Origin of the sequence: Parabacteroides sp. AF48-14 (assembly GCF_003477465.1) — a bacterium.
Taxonomy (GTDB): Bacteria; Bacteroidota; Bacteroidia; order Bacteroidales; family Tannerellaceae; genus Parabacteroides; species Parabacteroides acidifaciens.
Window position 1 is genome coordinate 15988 of record NZ_QUDI01000010.1, and the last position, 20740, is coordinate 36727.

The 20740-nt window shown below is 41.3% G+C and carries 9 protein-coding genes and 1 pseudogene; 4 read left to right on the plus strand and 6 right to left on the minus strand.

The annotated features are described in order from the left end of the window. Positions 1-87: 87 nt before the first annotated feature. Genes DW083_RS06515 through DW083_RS06525 form a run of 3 tightly spaced genes read left to right on the plus strand, consistent with a single transcriptional unit; the run spans position 88 to position 4795 of the window. A complete protein-coding gene (locus DW083_RS06515; RefSeq protein ID WP_122331850.1) occupies positions 88-1557 on the plus strand; it encodes an ATP-binding cassette domain-containing protein in 1470 nt (489 codons plus the stop codon). Between the two features lie 11 nt (positions 1558-1568). Next, on the plus strand, positions 1569-3323 hold the full coding sequence (locus tag DW083_RS06520) for a DUF6057 family protein (RefSeq protein WP_122331851.1): 1755 nt from the start codon (positions 1569-1571) through the stop codon (positions 3321-3323). Between the two features lie 11 nt (positions 3324-3334). Continuing rightward, on the plus strand, positions 3335-4795 hold the full coding sequence (locus DW083_RS06525) for a PD40 domain-containing protein (RefSeq protein ID WP_122331852.1): 1461 nt from the start codon (positions 3335-3337) through the stop codon (positions 4793-4795). 110 nt (positions 4796-4905) lie between these two features. Here the strand turns inward: DW083_RS06525 and DW083_RS06530 are convergent, their stop codons facing one another. From DW083_RS06530 to DW083_RS06555, 6 genes are all read right to left on the minus strand, one after another. Continuing rightward, positions 4906-6504: a RagB/SusD family nutrient uptake outer membrane protein gene (locus DW083_RS06530; protein WP_122331853.1), complete on the minus strand. Its 1599-nt coding sequence runs from the start codon at positions 6502-6504 to the stop codon at positions 4906-4908. A gap of 29 nt (positions 6505-6533) precedes the next feature. After that, a complete protein-coding gene (locus DW083_RS06535) occupies positions 6534-9515 on the minus strand; it encodes a TonB-dependent receptor (protein ID WP_122331854.1) in 2982 nt (993 codons plus the stop codon). A 206-nt stretch (positions 9516-9721) separates the two neighbouring features. After that, entirely contained in the window at positions 9722-10867 is a 1146-nt protein-coding gene (locus tag DW083_RS06540) for an ATP-binding protein (protein WP_122331855.1), read from the minus strand. A gap of 178 nt (positions 10868-11045) precedes the next feature. Then, entirely contained in the window at positions 11046-11924 is an 879-nt protein-coding gene (locus DW083_RS06545) for a hypothetical protein (protein WP_233551827.1), read from the minus strand. 30 nt (positions 11925-11954) lie between these two features. After that, entirely contained in the window at positions 11955-13493 is a 1539-nt protein-coding gene (locus DW083_RS06550; protein ID WP_122331856.1) for a RagB/SusD family nutrient uptake outer membrane protein, read from the minus strand. Between the two features lie 27 nt (positions 13494-13520). Further along, on the minus strand, positions 13521-16673 hold the full coding sequence (locus DW083_RS06555) for a TonB-dependent receptor (protein WP_233547664.1): 3153 nt from the start codon (positions 16671-16673) through the stop codon (positions 13521-13523). 1259 nt (positions 16674-17932) lie between these two features. On the opposite strand from DW083_RS06555, the pseudogene DW083_RS06560 reads away from it, so the two are divergent. Then, a pseudogene (locus DW083_RS06560) lies at positions 17933-20727 on the plus strand (SusC/RagA family TonB-linked outer membrane protein). The last annotated feature ends 13 nt before the right edge of the window (positions 20728-20740 follow it).

A 20740-nucleotide genomic window follows, 5' to 3' on the forward strand; every position in this document is an offset into this window, starting at 1 on the left:
AACATATAAACCTGTACAAAATAGGAAGGGGGAGCTTGTGAGAGTTCCCCCTTTTCTGTTACCTTTGCTACGTGTAATAGAAAGGCGATGGAAAATAGGAATATAATGGTAAACATCCGGAATGTAGTCACCCGCTTGCCGGAACTGCGTTTCGAAGAACCTCTTAACTGGACGATAGAAGAGGGAGAACAATGGGCTGTCATTGGCCCGAACGGTGCAGGCAAGACGCTGATAGCCGATGTCATGCAGCGTAAATTCGCATTAAAAGAAGGAGAAGTGACCTTCGGATATGAAGGGAATGTAAGCGATTTGGTGAAGAGCATTGCTTTCAAAGATATTTACTCCCTGGCCGATTGCCGTAATTCTTACTACCAGCAGCGTTGGCATTCGACGGAAACGGATGATATTCCCACGATAGAAGAGATATTAAGCGAACACGCCGGAACGGAAGATTTCCATAAAGTGTTATCTTTGTTCGGGATAGAAGAGTTTTTACCGAAGAAGCTGCTCTTCCTTTCCAGTGGGGAACTGCGGAAGTTCCTGATCGTGCGAACCTTGTTGAAACGGCCGCATGTGTTGATTCTGGATAACCCGTTTATCGGACTCGATGCGCCTTCGCGCGGAGTTTTGGTGGAAATGCTTCAGCAAATGACGAAGTTGGAGGGCGTACAGGTCATCTTGCTACTTTCTAATCCGGATGATATACCGGAAATGATCACCCATGTTTTGCCGGTCAAACAACGTAGATGCCTGCCGGTTTGCAGTCGTGAAGAGTTTCTACGGCAAACGGACCTAATTGCGGACCTGTTTCCTTCCGAAGGAAAAACGGATCCGGTCCGGATGGCACCGCTTTCGCTTCCGGTGGAGCAGCAGAAGGAGCCTTCCACGCATACCGTTACTTTCCGGATGGAGCATGTGTCTATTAAATATGGTAGCCGGACGATCCTGAAAGAGCTGGATTGGGAGGTGAAGAACGGTGAGAAATGGGCTTTGTTCGGTCCGAACGGGGCGGGCAAGTCAACGTTGCTTAGTCTGATTTATGCCGATAATCCACAATCGTATGCCAATACGCTATACTTGTTTGACCGGAAACGGGGTTCGGGAGAAAGCATCTGGGATATAAAGAAACGTATCGGCTATGTTTCGCCGGAGATGCATCTTTTCTATATGGAGAATGTGCCCACTCTGAATATTGTCGGTTCCGGCTTCTTCGATTCAATCGGGCTGTACCGGAAATGTACGGAGCAGCAACAGAAGGTTGCGCTGGACTGGATGCGCGTATTCGGTATCGAAGAGCTGAAAGACCGTTCTTTCCTCACGCTGTCTTCCGGCGAACAGCGTCTGGCGCTTCTGGCCCGTGCTTTTGTGAAAGATCCCGACTTGATTATCCTGGATGAACCGTTGCACGGACTGGATGTAAGCAATAAGAAGAAAGCGGCTGCTATTATCGAGCAGTTTTGTGCGCGTCCGGGTAAGACGTTGATCTATGTGACGCACTATCCGCATGAGTTGCCGGCTTCGGTGGATAAACATTTTCGATTGGTTAAACACGCTTAAGGTTTTGTCTGATGAAATATAAACTTGTTGCTTTTTGGTTGGTTGTTTTTGGAGCTTTGTTCGCTTTCCTGCAAACGAGTTTCGAGTATCACTTCTATTATATAGAACAGAGTCAGTTGTTCTTGTTCTCGAAAATGTATGCGATGGAGAAACTTGTTTTGCCAGGCGGTTTGTCCATGCTGGTGGCAGAGTTTTTGGTGCAGTTTTTCATCCTGCCTTATGCCGGGCCGGCGATTGTTGCGGCTTTGTTGACTGGTGTCGGTATTTGTACGGCTGGTATTGTCAAGCGGATTGCACCTTCTTCGGCGTTCTTCCTATTATATGTATTGCCCGTATTGGCTTTGCTTTTCATGCATTTTGATTTTAATTACCGGGTGCAGGGGACTGTCTGCTACTTGATGATGACAGCGGCGCTTTATGGGTATATGCGGATACGGAGGGATCTCTTTCGTCTGGTTGCCGGGTGCGTTTTGGTTCCGGTGCTGTTTTGGCTGGCAGGTTCCGTTGCACTGTTGTTTGCCGGGATGGTTTGCCTGTACGAATTGCTTCGTAAAACGCCTAAATGGTACATCTCTTTAATCGGGATGGCTGAAGTTTTGTTGCTGGGGCTTGGCGTGGTCTATTTCTCTTTGATGGGCGAATACCGGTGGGTTTTCGGACCGGATTTGTATTATCATAATACGCTTCATCCTAAAAGTGTTATTTATTATTCCTGGATTTGCATGCCTTTGGTGGTACTTGTCGCTTTCTTTCTTCGGAATAAAAAGGGGCTGCCGGCAAAGAAGCTGATTGCCGGAATCTGTTGCGTGGGACAACTGGCCGTGATTGGCGGTATTCTGTGGTGGGGAGTTCCCAAATTCAGTGACGCAAAGACATTAAGACTGAAAAAACTGGACTACTTTGCCCGTACGGAACAATGGGATAAGACGATAGAAGAATGTAAAGGCAAGCTGACCAATTTCTTGTATATGTGCCATTTGAACATGGCATTGGCAAATAGGGGAGAGCTGTCGGACAAGATGTTCAACTTCGACCAGCGAGGGCCGCAAGGGTTATTGGTCCAGTGGAATAAGTCGGAAAACATATCCTGTATGTTGAGTGATATCTACTTTACGATGGGAGCGACCGCTTCCGCCCAGGAGATGGCTTTTGAAGGATATGTCAGCGCTATGGATGACGGAAATCCCCGTATGCTGAAAAGGCTGGTACAGACAAACTTGATCTACGGCGCTTATCCGGTTGCGGAGAAATACATATCGATTTTGGAAAAGACGTTCGCTTACCGGGATTGGGCCGGTGCGCAGCGTAAATATCTGTATAACGACGAGGCTGTAGAGAATGATCCGGTGTTGGGGCTTCGCAGGCGGATGTTGCCAGAACAGAATACGCTGGCCATGATAGACGGGTTGAACGGAGACTTGGAGCGATTCTTGAAAAAAGGGCCGGCCAATTCTGCTGCTATGCAGTATTTGGGTGCCATGTACTTGCTGGCTAAAGACCTGGAAGGGCTTAAAGCGGTGGTGGAAAAATATTATGGAACGGAATTTCTGCCTGTTCTGCCTTTGCATTTCCAGGAAGCTGTGATCGTTATGTCAGAAAAGGAACCGGATTATTGGAAGCGTTTCAATATATCGGAAACGGTTGTCAACCGTTTTGCCGAGTATAAAAAACAGGTGCTTGCCAACCGGAATAACAGTGCAGCCCTTGCTGGTCTGCTGAACCGCTCGTATGGCAATACTTACTGGTTTTATTTTATGTTTAAATGATGTGTAAGAAGATGGAAAGAAAGAATCTATATGTGTTGATGTTAGCTGCGTTGTTGTCTTGTTCCGACTCGGTGAAAGTGGGGCGGACGTTGGATGAGGCGCCTGCTATTTTCCCTGATTATGCCGGTGTGGTTATTCCGCCTAATATCGCTCCTCTGAACTTCGCTTTGAAAGACATGGATACGGATGCCCGTGCCGTCTTTTCTTTTGAAGGACAGCAGTTCGAAGTGAAAGGAAAGAAGGGCAGCTTTGTGATTCCGGCTTCCAAATGGAAGAAACTGCTGGAATCGGCAGCCGGCAATTCGATCCGTGTAACTGTTCAGGCGAAGCAAGGAAACGAGTGGGTGGCGTATGCACCTTTCTCGATTCAGGTCGCACGGGAAAAGGTCGACTCTTACCTGGCTTACCGTTTGATCGATCCGGGATATGAGTTGTGGAACAAGATGGGAATCTATCAGCGGAATCTGGAAAACTATACGCAAAGCGCCATTATCGAGAATAAGATGAGCGGAAACAATTGTGTGAACTGCCATTCGTTTTGTATGCAGAATCCGGATAAGATGCTGTTTCATATGCGTGAGACTTTTCCCGGGACAATCCTGGTCGATGGCGGAAAGATCGAAAAGTTGAATACAAAGACGAAGGAGACGATGTCATCTTTGGTTTATCCTTCCTGGCATCCTTCCGGCAAATATGTAGCCTTTTCGGTGAACGCAACCAAGCAAGCGTTTCATCTGAACGACAAGAACAGGGTGGAGGTGTATGACGAGGCTTCCGATGTCGTTGTCTATGATGTGCAGAAACACGAGATTGTGACCACATCCAAGATATTCTCGAAAGATGCATATGAGACGTTCCCAACCTTCTCTCCTGACGGGAAGACCCTTTATTTTTGTACGGCGGAGGCTCGCCCGATTCCGCAGGAATATTCGGAAATCAAATATAATCTTTGCTCTGTCTCCTTTGATCCTGAAACACGTGCTTTCGGATCGCAGGTCGATACGCTCTATAATGCGAAAAGCGGCGGAATGAGCGCCTCTTTCCCGCGTGTTTCTCCCGATGGACGTTACCTGTTATATACATTGTCCGGTTATGGCAATTTCTCCATCTGGCATAAGGATGCCGATTTGTATCTGGCGGATCTTTCTACAGGCATAAGCCGTCCGTTGACGGAAGTGAACAGCGATGATGTGGATAGCTATCATTCCTGGAGCAGCAATAGCCGTTGGTTTGTTTTCAGTAGCCGGAGGATAGACGGTTTATACACGCGCCCGTATATCGCTTATGTCGGTGAAGACGGTAAGATTGGAAAGCCTTTCTTATTGCCCCAGAAAGAAACGGATTTTTATCAAGGCTTTATGAAGTCGTTCAATATTCCCGAGTTTATAACCGGCAAAGTGAAGGTACAAGGCCGTGCACTGGCAATTAAGGCAAAAGACGATAAAGGGACGGATGTCCGGTTTGCAAAGTGATCTTATATGAGGATATTCCAATCCTGTTAACATACAAAAGGTGTGTATGTCGAATCTGGCATACACACCTTTTGTTATTATAACTTGAAGTTGTTAGACATTCTTAAATTCTATTCGCCGAAGTCAGGTACAGGACTTGGTATCGGAGTAGCCTTATTGTTATCGTTATTACTCAATGCTTTGTTTGCCTGAATTTCCTTTTCAGGTAGACGCCACAATAAGATAGGATCTCCCGGCTGAATATTAAAGATAGAAGACGCATTCGGATAACCTGCACCACGACGGTCTACACCCTTGTTCAGACGCATAATATCAAACCAGGACATACCTTCGCCCCAAAGTTCGATGCGACGCTGGTGATATATTTCCTCCTGCATATCCTGAGGAGAAGTCGCTTTGCAAGTAAATTCCGGATCACGATATTCCTGAATAAAAGATTCAAGAGTAGTTTTGGCACCCGCCACGTTTCCACTCATTGCTTGTCCTTCAGCCTTTATCAAATACATTTCTTCAATACGCATCAAAGGAATGTCACTGGCATTAGTAGAAGTCCACAATTCACCCTTGTACGGTGCATATTTTACTTGTGTATAAGGGCCGTAGTATGTATTGATAACTTCCATATCATCTTCATTGAGATTAGGAGATTGAGTATTTTCATCTAACCACCAACCTTTACGGACATCTGTTGCAGGAATAGATTCAAACAACATTTTATTGATCTGGCGGCCGCCGCTATACCAGCAATAACCATAGTTGAAAGATCCCATGTGAGACGGGAAGTTACAAATACCAGTTGTTACGACTTCGTCTGTTTCAGCAATTTTGATACCCCACATCCAGGAGTTGTCATCAGCACTGTTGAATGCCGGTCTCTTCATTTGTTCAATTGTATAAGGAGAAGAGGAAGAAAGGCTGATTGCTTTATCCGCATCTTCAGCCGCTGCCGCCCAATTACCCATTGAAAGGTTAATACGTGCACGAATACCATAAGCGACATCTACACTGATATACCGCTTGTCTCTTCTTTTAAGAGGTGAATCTTCCAGAACAGAAATTGCTTTGTTGATATCTTCCATCATCTGTGCATAGACTTGCTCAACCGTAGCACGCGGGCAACCTTCATCCGTTACTGTCAGAGCATTCTTTTCGGTAATGATAGGCACACAAGGATCGGATTTATGATTTGTATAGTTAAACTGATACAACTGGGCCAATACCCAATAGTCAAATGCACGTGCGGCATGAGCCTGTGCTACATAATTCTGGTAGTCAGGATTTTCAGAATCTTCACCCAAGAATGAGATAACCGTATTGGCTGCGTAAATCTGATTGTAAAGAACGCCCCAGTTAATCCGGCTTTCGTAAGAAGTGAAAATACGGTCATCAAATGTCAAGCTATTTCCCATCCAGTTATAACCATTGTCATCACTCAAAAAGTCGGCTCCATTTGTATCCATGAATAACATCAGGGCCGGGTAACCGATATCGTTATGTCTTTCGGTTTCCGTAATGACTGTGGCGAAAAGGCTGAATTGTGTATAGATTGCATTCACACTGGCTTCTGCTTTAGAAGGATCGCTTTCCAGAATCTCATCTTTCTGGTCGGAAGTTACAATGTTTCCTTCCGGAATAGTATCCAAATCGACACAACCTGTAAACACCAATGCCGACACGGCGAGTACAGATAATATATTTTTCGTTTTCATACGCTAATAAATTTCTTCTATCAAATTAATTAAAATGTTAGACTGATACCACCGGAAATTGTACGAATCGGTGTGTAGAGTGCTGTTGTTGCAGAAGTGTAGCTCTGACGTGGATCAAGGCCTTTACGTGCAGAAAGCAAAGCAACATTATCCGCTGCGAAATAAACACGTAATCTGTCTACTAAGAATTTATTTGTGATATTCTTCGGTAGAGTATAACCAAATGTAATATTGTTCAGTGACAGATAGTTTGAGCTGGTGATCCAACGGTCGGACTGGGAGCTTGCATACTTGTCTTCTGCGTCCAGACGAGGAATGTTTGATCCTTTGTTTGTCTCACTCCATGCATTCCGGATATCTGTATGCCAGTTCGTGCCTGCATAAGATGAAGTGCCACCGTGCATGAAACGGGCATAACCGCTATCATAGATCTGGCCACCTAACTGATAAGACATTTGAATAGAAGCATCAAAACCATACAGGCTGACAGAAGTACCAAAACCTCCATAAACGGTAGGAAGTAAATTATCCGTAGCTTCTTTATAGTTTACAGCCATTGAATAATCGTCGGTTGTAATAGCCTTTCCGTCTTTGTCTTTAGCCCAGTATAAGGCTTTACCAGTTTCAGAATCAACGCCTGCATATTTTACCAGATACATACGGTACATGGATTCTCCTTCCGAATAAATACGTGTATTATCAATCAATTCACCTTCCAGGTCCTTATGCAATTTAATAATCTTATTATTGATGAAAGATGCATTCAAATTGACATCCCAGGAAATATTTTTATTTTTGATTATAGAATAAGCCAAGTCGATTTCCACACCTGAGTTCCGCATCGAACCGACATTCATCGGCAATTCCTGATAACCGGCTGACGGACCTACCGGTCTGTAATACAACATATCCGTAGACTGGCGCAAGAAATATTCAATGCTACCGTTTAAACGGTTATTAAGCATACTGAAGTCAAAACCCGCATTGAAAGATGTTGATGTTTCCCAAGTCAGATCGGGGTTACCTTTGTAGTCCAAAGTCCCATCAGCAAACAGACCGTTCGAACCGGTCATTTTGAACTGATCGATGTATGCATAATAATTACCGATCAGGTCATTACCTTGTTGTCCGAAAGATGCCTTAAGTTTCAGCATGTCGATCCAACTGATGTTTTCCATGAACTGTTCTTTCGACATAATCCAGGCAGCACTTGCCGACCAGAAATTACCCCAACGATGATCCGGGTGGAAGCGGGATGAACCGTCACGACGGAAAGACGCACTTACATAATAAGTGTTTTTGTAATCGTAGTTTACACGAGCAATATAACCCTCTGTTGCATATGAATTTCCATAACCGTAACCGATTAACTGGTTGATGGCGTTATTCACATGGAAATCTTCCGGATTATACAAATTCTGACCGGTTGCTTCAATAATTTCTTCGTTCCACTTGTAACCATCGTAACCGATCATAGCGTCAAAGTTGTGATCGTCATTGAAGGTTTTCCGGTAAGTTGCAAGATACTGTTGGTCCAACCCCCATGTACGGCTATGTCCCTGGTAAGCAGTACCTCCATAAGAAGCGCTCTGTCCGGAATAGGCATTACCTAAAAGGTTATAACGTTCGCTATCCAGATTCATACCATAACGGGCCGTGATTGTCAATCCTTCGATTGGGGTAAAATCAGCATACCATGTAGCATTCAGAATATCATGTAAATATTCATCTTTATTATAAATCAAGTCACCTGCCGGGTTTGAGATAGACATGAAAGAGCGGGAACGGTTAGTACTTTCGCCATCGCCATAGTCATACACTTTTCTTCCTTGGTTTGTCATAATCTGACCGTTAGTGTCGCGTACATATAAAGGATAAATAGGAGCAATCATATTTGCCATCAAAAAGGCATTACCGGAAGAAGCAGTAGCAGTCTGATCACCGGGAGAGCGGCTGTTTGAATAAACATAACTCATGTTTGCACCGACTTTCAACCATTCTTTAACCTGGTAATCGCCCTTTGCACGTGTTGAATAACGTGTAAAACCGGAACCATCGATAATACCCTGATCATCCAGGTAACCGAATGATACATAGTAGTTAGCCTTCTCTGTAGAACCTGATATATTAAGATTATACTCTTGACGTGTTTTATTGCTGAACATTTCGTCCGCCCAATTGTCTGGTGTATAATAGTAATCGCCATCGGAATAGCCTAAAGTAGCATTCGGATTCATTTTACCGTCCATACCATAAAGACTTTCTCCATCCGGAATAGTAAAGATTTGATAACCAAGACCACCTTTACTTTTAACCGGCAAGTAAGTATTAGCATATCTGTTGGCTTTTGCAGCATCATATCCCAGATTATAAACACCTGCGTTATAAAGGGATGTATATGCGTTATCCATATACTCAACAACATCAGTCAAAACATCATAGTTCTTAACCATACGTGAGTTTACGCCGATCTTGCCGTCAAAGTTAATCGTAGCCTTGCCGCTTTTACCTTTCTTTGTCGTGATCATAATTACACCATTGGCACCACGTGCACCATACAAAGCTGTAGATGCAGCATCTTTCAATACAGTCATCGACTCGATATCCTGTGAGTTTATGGAAGAAATATCTCCATCATAGGGAATACCGTCGACAACATAAAGAGGATCTGATTTGGCATTAATAGAGCCGACACCACGGATGTTTACTTTGGCAGACTGTCCCGGCTGACCGTTTGAACTTTGAATCTGCACACCGGCAACGGCACCAGCCAATGCATTCGTAACATCAGAAACCTGACGTCTCTCGATCTGCTCTGTTTTTACAACTCCGGCAGATCCTGTAAAAGCTCCTTTTTTTGCAGTACCATAAGCGACAACCACCACCTCATCAATCATTTGGTTATCATTAGATAATACAACTCGAAGGTTCGATTTTACACCGATTTCCTGAGATTTCATCCCTACGAAAGAAACTACCAGAGTCTTTGCAGAACTATGTTTTAATGTAATAAGCTAATAATCAGTTCATTATTAAAACTTACAATATTAATTTACTTCAAAATAGCAAAAACAATAAAAGCATGTAGATTTGATGCTATATTAATTGATTTTCAGTCGATTAGTCGGTGCCATGGAATTAATCGCTCCCATACAATAGTCTATATAAATTGAACTATTATTCTACCTGATTCTTGTTGAACGAGTCGTATAAAAAACTATTTTGCAGAAGCCTGATATCCATTTTTTAGCCAATATTCAAATGCAGGATCTTGGATTTCGATCACATTACCCGGTAAGATATCGATCAGGTCTTTTTCGAGTGTTGCTTTTCTTAGATTTTTGATATTGGCTGATGTGCCTAATTGATATTGTTTCAATACGTCTTTGGATGAAAAATTGACAATACCATCGGCAACTGCAATAAGAAAACTAATTTGACGGGAAGTTAATGAGTCGATTATATTGGTAAATAGCAGGCTTAACTGTCCTATCAAGCTGTTGAATGCTTCGGCTACTATTTCTTCCGAACAGACATCTAAAGTTCGCAACCAGGTCTGCTGGCTCAATTGTTGAGTATAATAAGGATGATTCTTCATTTTATCGGCAATCATACCGCATAATTCATCGGAAATTTGTTTACCTGTGTCTGCAAAGCGTTTAGAAATAAAGGTGATCCAATCTTCCCGTTTTATCTTTTGTAAAAAGAGAATATCTCCGAATTTATAAAATGGCATACTATAATCATTGAAAATATCTAATAACATATGCCGCTTGCTTCCATAAAGGCAATAACAAACAGATGTATGTGTCTGCCAGTGGGCACGAAGCTTACGTTGAAATGCGAGCGAATCCTCATATTCGTTGATATTTTGAAATTCATCGATACAAACAATTATCTTTTTACCTTTATCTTTAGCAATTTGTTGTGGCAGGTCTAATATTTCATCATAGGAGAGTCGGTTTTCTTTAAAGCTGATCCCAAACGACAGTTCATAACTTTGGCTGCCTTCTGAAAGAGAGACAACCGGAGCCATTCGTCCCAAATATTTTTTTACACCGGCAACAAATTCTTCCCAAGCAGAGGTCGATACCCGCATCAAGGCATTGGCATAGGCTGTGTAAAATTGTTCTTCTGTCCGGCAATTAAAGATATCAACCTGGCAAACCAGTATATCTTTATTTTTTTCAGATAAAAGTCTTGCACATTTATTCACCAGAGAAGTTTTACCCCAACGACGCGGGGATATGATGACAGTATTAATAAGACTACTGAAATTCTGGCTTAACAATGCAACTTCATCTTTTCTATCTGTGAAATTCTGCTTGTCGGCAATGCGTCCGTAAACAAATGGTGCTTCCATAGAACAATCATTTTATGTAGAAGCAAATGTAGGCACAAAACTTGAAAAGTGCAAAAATGAAATGAGTTAATTTGAAACCAATCTATTTCAAACTAACTTATTTCATATACTATATACATTAAGGAACAAAAAAGCCGGATTCTATCAGTTAGAACCCGGCTTTTTATGGATTATAATATTATATGTTTTTATGGAAGAGTAATAAGAATAGAACCACCTTCCCTGTATAGTCAAAACCGCCTTGTAAAGCTTCTATATAATAATAAGGCGCCAACTGGAATGTTTTGTCATCAAGCTGCTTGTTATTTGCAAGACTTATTCCTGAAAAAGAGCTTGGATGATAAGCATAAATTGCATTTGAAGGACTACCGTCATAGTTTATACCGATAAAGAACTTATTATAATAAATAATTCCGTCCTTTATCCAGAATTCAATATAGTCGCAAGAGGTAGCTGCAACCGCATTTCCCCATTGACCATCATCATTCTTCAAGCCTTGTTCATATGGTTTGATTACGCGGTAACGGTCAAAACCTTCAGCTTTCCGGATTTCTACATTGTAGGGCTTTTCTGTGAAAGCCAGAATATCTGCAAATGTACCGGTACCTAAAGATACCCAATTGTAATCTTTATTGACAGTTACAGTAACCGTATTACTACCACTAATAGGATCATTTGTGTTGTCCAATGTCAATGTAACTTCCAATTCTTTGCCGATTTCCAATGGAGAAACATTTACTGTTACTTTTGCCATGTTTTCACCGGCAGCAAAAGTGTAACCGGAAACAGTGCAACCAACCAGAGGTTCGTCTTCTACTGTCGCAGTTAGAGCAACAGTTCCGCTTTGTTCGCTACCGGCATTTGCACGTACGACATCTACTGTAAAAGTAGGATCGGCAGGCGAGACTGTAATATCAGCTAAAGATGCACTTACAAAAACTGCGGCGTTTGCTGCATCTGAATATATAGCACTTTCCTGTTCGCTATCGCAGGCCGTAAAAGCCAATGCGATTGATAGAAGAGCTATTGATGTTGATAATTTTGAGATATATTTCATCGCTTTATTCTTTTAATCAATAAATAGAATTTATTTAGTATCACCGACTGGATTCTGATCTTTAGTCTGATCCAGGCTGGCATTCCCGTCAAACTCGGTTTGAGGAATAGTTAATACCCACATATAGCTTTCAGGATCATTGGCATTACGATTAACGAGTAAAGCATCAATCGGCCAACCCATTTCTGCGGTTCGTTTGAAGCCTTGTTTCAAACGGCGGATATCGTAGATACGGCCAAATTCACCCCAAAGTTCTATACGGCGTTGTATGATAATTTCTTCCAATAAAGAACCTGTATAATCAGTGGTCAATTTACCCATAGCTGTTCCGGATTTATGATCACAACTGTATGAAGCATCACGTTTGCTCATCAGGTCCGTTAAGTATCCACGTGCACCTGCGTCATTACCCAAACGACATTCTGCTTCTGCTGCAATCAGATACATTTCTTCAATACGCATCCAAATATAATCACCCATCCAAGTTTGAATTTCAGAAAATTTGAATTTTTCTTGTTGGTATCCCCCAGCTTTATTATTCGCATCTTCGGGATTCCACCATATCAAACGGTCGTCAGTCGTCCCCATTTTTTCATATAATTCTTTGCTAATCTGTTTACGGGCTTTAGCTCCGTACTTATCGGCATCAGCATCCATATGTGTGAAAAAACCGGCATACATACCACTTTGATCAGAAAGAATTTCAGCTCCCCACATAACATTTGGAGCACTTGTACTATTCACACCTTTAAAATCCGAAACTTTAGCGATAGTACATTTACTTGTTGCAATCGCTTCTTCAGATGCTTTTTTAGCTGTATTCCAATCTTCCATTACTTGGGCAATGCGAGCTTGAAAACCTAAAGCTACACAATAATCAATATGGGAAATATGTTTACGAGTAGTACCATTTAGCAGCTCAACTGCTTTATTTATATCACCAACAATCAAATCGTACACCTCTTGCACGGTAGAGCGAGGCTTTCCTTCCGTACCGGCAACGGTCGGTTCTGTGTAAATCGGGCAACAAGGTTCGGATTCATGTCCTTTATAGGTACGTGCAAAACTCTGTGCCAACATAAAATATGAATAAGCGCGTATTGCATAAGCTTGTCCTATGACATAGTTAACTTCCGCTTCCGTACCGGCCATTGTTTCCTCTGCGGAAAGAATATAATTTGCATTGGAAATCCATGTATAATAGCAATTCCATAAATCATATGAACGCCATGTAGTAGAAGTATATCTGCTTTTTACATTATACAGGCAGTCATACCAGAACCAACCACTTCCCTTATCCGCCATAATAAGGTCTTCACCCATCACATCACCCATTAAATTATAAGCACTGATGCCGAAACATTGGTGTGTGTTATCTGTGGGAGACCATGCCGAATACATGGAACGGTAAAGGCCGTTCAGAGGTACTAAAGCTGCATTTGCATTAGCCAATAATCCTGTTCCGGACATTGAATCGGTCGGATTGGTATCGAGTGAACTCTCCAGACAGGATGACAGAGTAGTACAAGCCATCAGACCGACAAACATATATTTGAATATCTTTTTCATCTTGTTTCTTATAAAAATGTTTCTACTTTAGAAGTTAATTTCCACACCAAAAGAATAGGTCTTATTCGGTGCATAAGTATAATCAGTTTCGCCCTTGAAATTATACTGAGGATCCATACCTTGCAGGTGAGAGAATAATGCCAAATTATCGATAGAACCGAATACACGGATATTATTAAGTTTCGCTTTTCTCATCCAATCTTTAGGCAAAGAATAACCTAATGTGATATTTTTAATTGCAAAGTAAGATGCATTAATTAAAAAGCGATCAGTTGCTGTATAAGATCCATTAATTTCTACACGAGGTACATCTGTTATATCACCAGGCTGTTGCCAACGGCGCAATTGGTGTTTATTCCATGTATTTGTCGCATACTGTGCATTCATGGAACCTGTGTACAAACCATCATAAATCTTACCGCCAATAGAATAGGTTGTTAAGATTGCCAAATCGATGCCTTTATAAGAGAAATCTGTTCCGATGCTACCATAAAGATCAGGAATGCGATTCCCTTGATAATATTTACTGGTCGATGCCTTTGAATAATCATCGCTGATACGCTCATTTATGATATTCCCGTTTTCATCTTTGTCATAAACCCAATAAAGTTGAGCACCTGTTGCAGGATCTACGCCAGCTGATTTAGCCATGTAGAATGTATTAATAGGCATACCTTCTTTAATGCTGTAATTTCCTTTTATAATTTCAGGTGCAGTATTAGTCAGTTTCAATACTTTATTTTTTACCGTTGATCCCATGAAAGAAAGATTCCATCTGAAGTCTTCAGTCTGGATAGGTGTTCCTCTCAATTCAAATTCAAAACCTGTATTTCTCATATCTCCAACATTGGCATTGTAACCATTAAATCCAGTAGAAGTAGCCATCGGATAGCTCAATAGCATGTCAACAGTCTTGCGATTGTAATATTCGGCATTAACCGTTAAACGGCTATTTAATAAGGTTGCTTCAATACCTACGTTTAAATTTCCATTCTTTTCCCAAGACACTTCCCTGTTTTCCAAAGAGGAAACCATGCCACCGATTTGATTTGAATTAGGCCAACCTAAATCATATAAACTCTGCCATAAGTAATAATTACTTGTTGCATCGGAATGCAGGATATTATCGTTTCCTTGTTGTCCATAGCTTAACTTTAGGGACAAATTGTCTACCCATTTAATGTCTTCCATAAAGGCTTCTCTTGAAATACGCCAGTTACCGCCAATAGACCAGAATGTACCCCAACGATTATCTTTCTGAAAACGTGAGGAACCGTCTGTACGCAGAGATGCAGAAAAATAATATTTTTCATCATAGTTATAATTGAAACGTCCTAACCATGATTCAATACGATAATTATCGGTGTAAGAGTCTGCAGAGTTAAGTGTCGTACCTGGGCGCAATTCGAGAATGCCGTCGACCAGATTTGTTTTTCCGGCTTTCAGATATTCGTAGCTGTAAGCATAGAATTCGTGACCGACTAATACATCAAAAGAATGCAATCCAAAGGAACGGTTCCATGACAATAGTTGGTTGAAAGTATAGCTTTGCATACGAGTACTGTACTTAGTCAACAAACCTCCTGCTGTAGCTTGGTTGCCATGATACATATTCATATAACTCATTCGTGCTTGATTACGATAGTCAAGACCAAAGTTCACGTTAAGTTTTATTCCCTTGAAAACCCCGAAGTTGTCTTTGTCAGAACCGAAGGTAACACCTGTACGTAGACTTGCTACATCATTTTTTCTATTTGATTTGTCATCCGTCAAACCTCCGACTGGATTATAATCCGTATAACTGCCCGGACGTCCGTTTTCACCATAGTCCAACTGGGGTTTTCCGTCTTCTCCTAAAACATTTTTACCATCCAAGCCTTTTATGTAAACGGGAAATAATGGTGATACAAATTGTGCAGAATACCAAACGTTTGATGTAGAAGAGCCATCATAATCACTATAGTCTTGAACCGAGTTTGATAAAGATGCATTTACATTAGCCTTGAACCAGTCGGTTACATTCGAATTAACATTCACACGAGCATTATAACGCTGGAAACCTGTGTTTATAAGGATACCATCTTCATTCAAATATCCAAGAGAAAACATATATTTCGTTTTATCGGAGCCTCCATTCACTGACAATTGATGTTCCTGTCTGAACGCATTATCACGCTGAACAGCATCCATCCATCGTTCATCCCATGCCGAAGCAGCATCGGCTTGAACCATTCCGGTTTCAGGGTTGATCAAATCATCCCATGTGTAGTTTTTAAATGGATTGTATAATTCACCTCCTAAATTGGCACTCAAACCTGATCTTGCCATCTGTTGAGCCTGTTCCCATGAATAACCGGAGTTAAAAGCATAACCATTGCGCAAAGCTTCATAAGTCAATTGTACAAAGTCCTTTTGATCAACCATGTCATACGGTTGGATAGCACGTGAAGCCCAACCAACTGTTGATCGCCATGTTACTTGTGCTTTACCTTCTTTTCCTTGTTTCGTTGTGATCATAACAACACCATTAGCACCACGTGCACCATACAAGGCTCCGGCAGAAGCATCCTTCAATACGGTCATAGATTCGATATCAGAAGGATTGATAGAACTTAAAGAACCATCAAACGGAATACCATCCACGACATACAACGGATCTTGGGATGCATTAATTGAACCAAAACCGCGAATAACAATAGAGGCTGCCTCACCAGGCTGTCCGGATCCTGAAGTTGTCAACAAACCAGTGGCCTGTCCTTCCAAACCTTTTGTCAGATTTGTAATTGGACGAAGTTCCAACTTCTCATTGCTAATAGTTGAAGCTGATCCTGTGAAAGAACTTTTCTTTGCAGTACCATAAGCGACGACCATTACTTCATCAAGCATCTGATTATCAGATTCAAGAATGATTTTCAAATTAGATTTAACTCCGACTTCCTGGGGTTTCATGCCCACAAAAGAAACTACCAGAGTTTTTGCAGAACTTGGTACATCTAAAGAAAATGTACCGTTAAAATCTGTAACTGTACCTATAGTCGTACCTTTAACAACTATAGATGCACCAATGATGGGCTCATTGTCTTCTGCCGAAATAACAGTACCTGTCACTTTCGACGTCTGAGCGTTGGCCATCCCAATACCTAATAATAGGCAGAATAAAAGGAAAGTTAACCTTTTCATAGACACACTTTTTTTGTTTAACTTATAAATAACTAATTTGCACTATTCTATTTGTAATCTTATACACCAACTATGTATAAATCTTCCTAAGTGATGGCAAATGTAATAATAAATTTATTATAACAACTAAAAACTAACAGTATTTTATAAAAACAAGGTCGTTAATTAACAAAAGAGTGTGCAAAATCGGCATTTTAGGTTGTTTCGCCTCTGCTTATCCTCTATTTGCGGCTCATTTAAAATTATCTATTTTTAACCTCTACCCTCAACGCCAAAACTAAGGGATTTAGAAGCCTGAATATATGGTTGGGGTCTACATAGGTAGAAAATGAATTTGAGATTTGTTATCAAAGAAAGAAGATACGTCGATTTATATTTGCGGGAGCACAAATCTGTTTTTATAGAAATGTAGATATACAATTATAGAAATATGGGATTACGTAGTTACAAACATAAAACGATGCTTGGGGGAAAGTTAACAGAACGACCTATCTGGTCCGGAAAAATAATCTAAAAAATACAAGAACCCCCTTTTTGACCGTTTTTCTATTTCATCCGAAATCTTGATCAATTTTGAATTGACTTTTTTCACGGATTTAATCTTTTTGACTGACAGCAGGCGAAATAAGCTGCCGAGACCATCCCGAAAAGTGTGCAATTTGATTACCGAAAACCAGAAACACCAGCAAAGTGATAAAGCTTAACTCCCGGAGAATCGAATATTTGAAAATAAAACGGACGGCGTTCCAAATATCTCAAGGAAATTTAGGGGCTTTTTTGCCCTAAAGACGGTCCTCTTTTCAATTATGACCGTCCTAATCTCCATTACGACCGTTCTAATCTTCACGAGGTGCCGAGTGCACTACCTATCAGCACGGTCGTAATGGCAAAGAGGACGGTCGTAATTGCTGGAAACGCTCAAAAAAGAGGAAAAAGTCCCTTTTTGAGGTCTAAAAAGTGGATTAACATTTGTTTGGTTTCAGATCTCTTTTTTGCCGGAAAAATACGTTTTATACAATAACCCCCATTTAGGAATCGATATTTATTTAGTAGAACTTTTAAAAATTAAGGCTCATTCTGATATTGCAGGATATTAGATATTGTTTTATTAATTAGTCTTTTACACAAAACATAAAGCTTGATTATCGATCTAATACTACAGGTGTATTTGAAAGCCGCTAAAGAGGTATAATTCTGTAAATGAATAAGTTGGCTCAATTCGTAGTTCTGCAAAGACTCTGGTAATTTCCTTCGTAGGAATGAAGGCCTTGGAAATCGGTGTAAAACCGGTTTTGCACATCGAATTAAGTTCTGATGTGGAATTATTGGACGAAGTGGTGGTGACAGGTTATGGTAACTTTAAAAAATCATCATTTACAGGTGCCGCATCAAGTGTTACTACGGAGAAGTTACAAGATGTACCGTCATTAAGCGTACAGTCTAAATTGGCTGGTGCTGTTTCTGGTGTTCAGATCACTTCTACATCCGGACAGCCGGGTGCTGTGGAATCTGTCCGCATTCGTGGTATGGGTTCTATCAATGCAAGTAACGACCCTCTTTATGTTATTGACGGAGTTCCGATGATGACTGGTAACAGTAACGGCTTCAGCTACGACGATGCTGGAACAAGTATGCTTTCCAATTTGAATAGTAACGACATCGAATCGATGACGGTTATCAAGGATGCAGCAGCTGCTTCTCTTTATGGTTCACGTGCTGCAAATGGTGTAATCGTAATTGCTACTAAAAAAGGTATGGCCGGTAAAACTAAATTTACGGCCAGAGCTGACTGGGGTTTCTCAAACATGGCTATCGATTACCGTCCGATCTTGAATGGTGCCGACAGACGTGATATTCTGTATATGGGTTTCAAAAACTACGGATTAAACAGTGGTATGGATGAAACAGCCGCCACATCTTTGGCAGACAGGAATATCGATTCTTATGCCGCAGAGCCTTGGAGTGGATATACGAACTGGAAAGACGTTTTGTTCCGTAACGGTTCACATCAGAATTATGAAGTGAATGCTCAAGGAGGTAATGACAAAACGAAGTTCTATTCTTCATTATCTTATGCAAAACAAGATGGTATCACTCTGCAATCTGCTTATGAACGCGTAACAGGACGTGCAAACCTGACTCATAAGACAGGACGCATTACTCTGGAAGCTAATTCATTGTATTCATTGTCTACACAGGATGTAAATAATGAAGGAACCAGTTTCGCCAGCCCGATTATGTGTTTGGCTATGACGGCTTCACCTTCTACTTTCCCGTATAACGAAGATGGGACATGGTCTACTAAATTCCCGGCTCTGAACGGTGCTAACCCGCTGCAAACAGCCACTTATAACTATAACAAGAATAAAGTAAACCGCTTCTTAGGTTCGGTTGCTGCTACTTGGAATATTTGGGATAATCTGAATATCAAGGAAGTTTTGAGTTATGACTTCAACCAGAGTAACAGCCGTGCATGGTGGGATCCGCGTTCTAATGACGGACGTACTGCTAAAGGTGTTTACCAGCGCTATATGCAGAACCGTAGCAAGTTCAATACGCAGACTCAGTTGACTTATAACAAGACTATCGCAGAGAAACATAATCTGGATATTCTGTTAGGTTATGAGACGGAAGATTACGAATTGGATTATACTTACTCTAACGGTTCTCAATATCCTTCTTATAAAGAAGAGATTGCAAATGCAGGTCTGACTCGTTCTTCAAGCTTGAAAAAAGGGTATCGCATGGTTTCTTATCTGGGACGCCTCAATTATGATTTCGACAGCAGATATTATGCCAGCGCCAGCTACCGTCGTGACGGCAGTTCTCGTTTATCACGTGATAGCCGTTGGGGAGATTTCTGGTCTGTATCCGGATCATGGAGACTTTCACGTGAAGCGTTTATGGATCTTTGTCTGACATTATCAGCGATGCGAAGATTCGTGTGTCTTATGGTTTGAATGGTACTCAGCCTTCTGATTATTATGCATATATGGGTTTGTTCCAATATGGTTATAACTACAATGGTTTCGGTGGTTCTGCAGAATCTACATTCTTCAATAATGATTTGAAATGGGAAAAGAACCATGCTACAAACGTCGGTTTGGATGTGACTCTATTCAACAGGGTTTCAATTTCTGCAGAATGGTATAACCGCGATACCAAAGATTTGATCATGGATAAACCGATTTCCGCTGCTTTAGGTATTATAGACGGCAACGGCACTGCTTCTAAGCTGCTGAACGTCGGTTCTATGAGAAACCGTGGTTTCGAATTGGAAATCAAGTCTACCAACGTCCAGAATGGAGAGTTAACCTGGACAACTTCTTTGAACCTGGGACATAACAAAAATACGTTGACTAAGCTGAATGGCGAACAAGACCAGGTTATCAGTGGTCCATTGATTCACAAAGTGGGTGAACCTTACTATTCTTTCTATGCATACGAATACGCGGGTGTTGATTCTGAAACCGGTAAAGAATTGTATTATATAAATAAAGATGGTAGCCGTGAAACTACTACGAACTCGGCTCTGGCTAATAAAGTGATTATTGGTAACGTGGATCCGAAAGTACAGGGTGGTTTGACAAACTACATCGGCTGGAAGTTTATCGATTTCAATTTTACATTGACTTATGCTTTAGGTGGACATGCCTACGATTATGCAACTTGGTTGCAGAGCAATGGCGGTACATATAACTATTTAGGTAATGTTCCGTCTTATTATAAGATGGAAGATACATGGCAGAAACCGGGTGACAATGCAAAATTACCGCAGTTTGCTTATGGCAACAAAAACATTCAGTCTTCAAGATGGATGATGTCAACCAACCATCTGCGTCTGAAAAACATGACTGTTGGTTTTACTTTACCGCAGAATTGGATTAGAAAAGCAGGCATCGAAAAACTGAGAGCCTATATCTCCGGTAATAACCTGCTGACATGGAAATCCAAAGATCTTTATGTTGATCCTGAAGTTCCTGTAGACGGGCTTTGCACATTCGAAACTCCGTCTCTCAGAACCGTAACTTTTGGTATCGAACTTGGTTTCTAATTTTAAACAAATC

Excerpts from the sequence above, each read along its gene's own strand:
- DW083_RS06515 (WP_122331850.1), top strand. The coding sequence starts at position 88 with ATGGAAAATAGGAATATAATGGTAAACATCCGGAATGTAGTCACCCGC.
- DW083_RS06520 (WP_122331851.1), top strand. The coding sequence starts at position 1,569 with ATGAAATATAAACTTGTTGCTTTTTGGTTGGTTGTTTTTGGAGCTTTG.
- DW083_RS06525 (WP_122331852.1), top strand. The coding sequence starts at position 3,335 with ATGGAAAGAAAGAATCTATATGTGTTGATGTTAGCTGCGTTGTTGTCT.
- DW083_RS06530 (WP_122331853.1), bottom strand. The coding sequence starts at position 6,504 with ATGAAAACGAAAAATATATTATCTGTACTCGCCGTGTCGGCATTGGTG.
- DW083_RS06540 (WP_122331855.1), bottom strand. The coding sequence starts at position 10,867 with ATGGAAGCACCATTTGTTTACGGACGCATTGCCGACAAGCAGAATTTC.
- DW083_RS06545 (WP_233551827.1), bottom strand. The coding sequence starts at position 11,924 with ATGAAATATATCTCAAAATTATCAACATCAATAGCTCTTCTATCAATC.
- DW083_RS06550 (WP_122331856.1), bottom strand. The coding sequence starts at position 13,493 with ATGAAAAAGATATTCAAATATATGTTTGTCGGTCTGATGGCTTGTACT.
- DW083_RS06555 (WP_233547664.1), bottom strand. The coding sequence starts at position 16,673 with ATGAAAAGGTTAACTTTCCTTTTATTCTGCCTATTATTAGGTATTGGG.